Genomic DNA, 3,725 nt, shown 5'->3' with positions numbered 1-3,725 from the left:
CACCCTTGCGACTTACTAATGCTTCCAGACGTTACTCCAGCGCATGAGGGACTTGCACCCTCTAAATTAATATCTTACTTTGCAGTAAGGTAAAGATGCCCATACTGGGCACACACACCGTGTATAATTAATGGCTGGTTCTCGCCTACTTACGAAAACCCTCGCGGATTTTCTACTCGGTTTTTATTTGCTAAATTTAGTGCTTAAAACGCGCCACTAATCATACACAAAACCGTTATCTGTAACCCAAACAAAACGCAAGAGATTAGAATGAAGATAGAATTTTACAAACCAAGTAATAATACTCTAAGAAAATATATAGAAGGATACTACTTTATTGCGGAAGATAAAAATTCTAAACCGATACAATACTTTACGTTTCCTAATAATTATTGTATTCTTTCTGTAAGCCAAAATGTGAAACTTCAACTTGAAGAAAAGCATTTTTTTATTTCAAGTTCCGAAAACAAAAACACTATAGCAAATTTTGTTTCTCGTTATGCCGAACCTATTGAAATTGTTTATGAAAATACAGTTAATGAAATTACAATTTATTTTAAGCCATTAGGAATAAACCATTTTCTTGAGGCGCCCGAAATTTTCAAAAAAAATAAAATTGAAGATTTTAATCCATTTCCTGATTTTAAAGATGAAATGGAAAATATTTTTATTCTAAAAAACCGAGACAATCAAATCGAGAAATTAGAAAATTATTGGCTTTCAAAATTTTCAGAAAAGGACTTAACATTAGCAGGGAGATTACTTTGTGACATTGAAGCAGATTTGAAGATTGAAGAAATTGCTGAAAAACATAATTTTACCCGACAATACATCAATAAGCTGTTTTCTAAATCGGTAGGCAAAACGCCATCGGAATACCGTAAAATACATCGTTTCAGAAATTCACTTTTTAAACACCAAAAGAGTAAAAACCTGACCGAACTTTCACACGGCAATCTTTTCTACGACCAATCACATTTTAATAAAGATTTCAAAACATTTACCAATAAAAATCCAAGCGCATTTTTTAAAAATGTTGATACAGAAAAAGGGAATATCTGGTTTTTTATCTGATAGTTTCCATTTTTACAATTTAGTGAACAAAACATAAATTATTTTTGCAAGATAATTTTAATGATTTTGAAATGAAAAATCTATTGTACTTACTTCCGTTGTTTTTTACAACTCTATCTTTTGGACAGCAAAACTGCAATTGTGAAACTGCATTAACCAATTTGGTTTCTAAAATAGAAAATGAATATCCTGGATTTGCAGAAAAAACGAAAGACAGCTTGCTTTACAACAATCTAAAGAAAGAATTAGCTGTTAAATCTAAAAAAACAAATGGTGAGCAATGTCTGGACGTTCTTCAGCAATATACCAATTTTTTCAAGGACAGACATATTTGGATTTTGCCAAATGAGCAAGATAAATCTTTAGTTGCAGGCAAAATTGAAGCGCCAAAGCAATTGGACATAAATATTTCAGAATTTACGAAAAGAATAAAGAAGTCAAAAGATAAATTAGAAGGAATATGGAAAGATGAAAATTATACTGTAGGCATATCTAAAACTGGAGAAAATCAATACACAGGCTTTATTATAGAAACCAAAAATCAAAATTGGAAACCAAAAGAGATTAAATTTCAATTAAATGGAAAAGAGGATGTTACCTACTATCTTTCAGATCATTCGATGTTTAAAGACACTTTCAAAGTATATGAAGATTATCTTCTTTACATCAATAATTTAAAATCAACATTTATAAAACAAGACCCGAACAGAAAATTAGATTTAGTAGAAGTTACGAAAAGAATAAATGAATTGGATGGCTTTTACTTCGAGAAATTAACTGAAAAATCTTCATTAATTAGAATATCAAGCTTCAACTATCCCTACGTTGAACGTATTGAAAAACTAATTAAAGACAATAGAACAGCTATTGAGAATAGTGAAAACCTTATTATTGATATTAGAAATAATGGAGGCGGAACAGATGGTGCTTACACCGAGTTATTGCCATTCATAGCCACCAATCCTATAAAAAATGTTGGCATAGAACTTCTATCTACCCAAGGATTGATTGATGGCATTACTACTTATAAAAATGGTCTTGTAGCAAAAGACCCAGAAAAGAACAGAGATGAAATTATCGAAATGGAAAGGCGCCTTACTATTTATAAAAACAATTTGGGTAAATTTGTAAATCTGGAGAATAAAAATGTTAGCATAGATACTGTTCAAATAGCCTATAAAAGTCCAAAACAGATTATTGTTCTGGCAAACGACAAAGTAGCAAGTGCTGGCGAGAATTTTTTATTAAAAGCGAAGCAGAGCAAAAAAGTTAAGTTAATGGGAATACCAACCTCTGGAGTTTTAGATTATGCCAACTCTTATTTTTTCAAATTTGGGTGCGATAATTATCGTTTGCTTTTACCTACCTACAGATCCTTAAGATTACCAAATTATCCCATCGATAATATTGGAATTCAGCCTGATATTTATCTTGATAAAACTGTAACTGATTGGGTTAAATATGCTGTTGAGTATTTGGAAAACTAAAAGAAAAAAATGGGCTGCAGATAACATCGGTTTTGCGTAATGGCGGGTTTCGTGCTTCGTATGAAACTTTTTGCTAAATTGGAATTCGGTTCTTCGTATCAACATTTGTGCTAATAATCCGCCACTACGCAAAGCCGAAAAACGTTGTGCGTCATTTAAGAAAAATCGTACAGGTAATAAAATTAAGGACATAAAAGAAAAATTTTAAGAAAATGGAAAACGGAGATTTAGAAGTTTTATGTTGCTTTTGTGGTCAAGATTCAACATTTAATAAAGCGATTGAAATCACGATAGAATGTGATAAGAAAACAAAAGACGTTCAAGCAGTTTATGCTCACTCTAAATGTCTTGACAAGGTTTTACATAAAGATGTTCCAAGAATATTTGATTTATAATTTAGAATAAATATTTATAGAAATTTAATGAAAAAATCGATTTTAATAACTTTAGTAGCTTTTATGAGCATATTTAATTTATTTGGACAAGGAAAAAATAAAACTGAATTCAAATTTAGCGATGAGGAAAATAAAGCAGTATTTACTTGTAATCATATTCTTGATAATAAAAGCCCAATTTTATATGTAGAACACGACAGCGATGGAGATTGGCAATTCTTATGTGGGCAAAATGAACATACTGAAGAAAATGCGAAAATCATTTCATTAAAACAAGCTGTGGAAATTGATAAAACTCTGAATGAATTGTATGAAATGCCTGTTGGAATTGGAGCAGAACGAAATGAAATTGGCGAAAAATGGAAACCTTTTAAACTCTGAACCTAATAAAATGAAATTATGAGTAAATCAGAAAAGAAAACCAAAATTCGTGGAATTACAACAGCGCAATCAGAAAAAAAAATAAGCAAGACGCTAATAGAAAGTTTCGGAGAATAATTAAGCAAAAAGTTAAATCCAATGAATCTGAATTGCCTGACGTTCGTGAAATATCTAATATTTGGAGTTTTGACAAAGACGGAAAAATATACGATTCTGAAATGACAGAAAAAGATTTACGGAAATAAAAACGAACGCACAACAAAGAACTGAGGCAAAAAACAAGCCTTTTCTCCATTAAATTTTGACAATTGTCTTCCTGGCATTGTTGAAGTGGAATAAATCTCCTTCGTCGTTTTATTTCCAATCCAACAAGCAATAATCATCACCA

The 3,725-nt window shown here is 30.9% G+C and carries 4 protein-coding genes; all 4 read left to right on the top strand.

Annotated features, from left to right (window positions below; genetic code table 11):
* Positions 1-270: 270 nt before the first annotated feature.
* On the top strand, positions 271-1,074 hold the full coding sequence (locus tag ESZ48_RS19085; protein ID WP_223266521.1) for a helix-turn-helix domain-containing protein: 804 nt from the start codon (positions 271-273) through the stop codon (positions 1,072-1,074).
* A 71-nt stretch (positions 1,075-1,145) separates the two neighbouring features.
* Positions 1,146-2,561, top strand: a complete 1,416-nt coding sequence (locus tag ESZ48_RS19650; protein ID WP_223266520.1) for a S41 family peptidase — start codon at positions 1,146-1,148, stop codon at positions 2,559-2,561.
* Between the two features lie 212 nt (positions 2,562-2,773).
* Entirely contained in the window at positions 2,774-2,956 is a 183-nt protein-coding gene (locus tag ESZ48_RS19075; RefSeq protein ID WP_129019096.1) for a hypothetical protein, read from the top strand.
* A gap of 27 nt (positions 2,957-2,983) precedes the next feature.
* Positions 2,984-3,337 (top strand): DUF2185 domain-containing protein, encoded by a 354-nt coding sequence (locus ESZ48_RS19070; protein ID WP_223266519.1) that lies wholly within the window; start codon positions 2,984-2,986, stop codon positions 3,335-3,337.
* The last annotated feature ends 388 nt before the right edge of the window (positions 3,338-3,725 follow it).

Source organism: Gelidibacter gilvus (assembly GCF_004115975.1).
GTDB classification, from domain to species: Bacteria; Bacteroidota; Bacteroidia; order Flavobacteriales; family Flavobacteriaceae; genus Gelidibacter; species Gelidibacter gilvus.
This window is presented reverse-complemented; position numbering and strand designations above follow the sequence as displayed.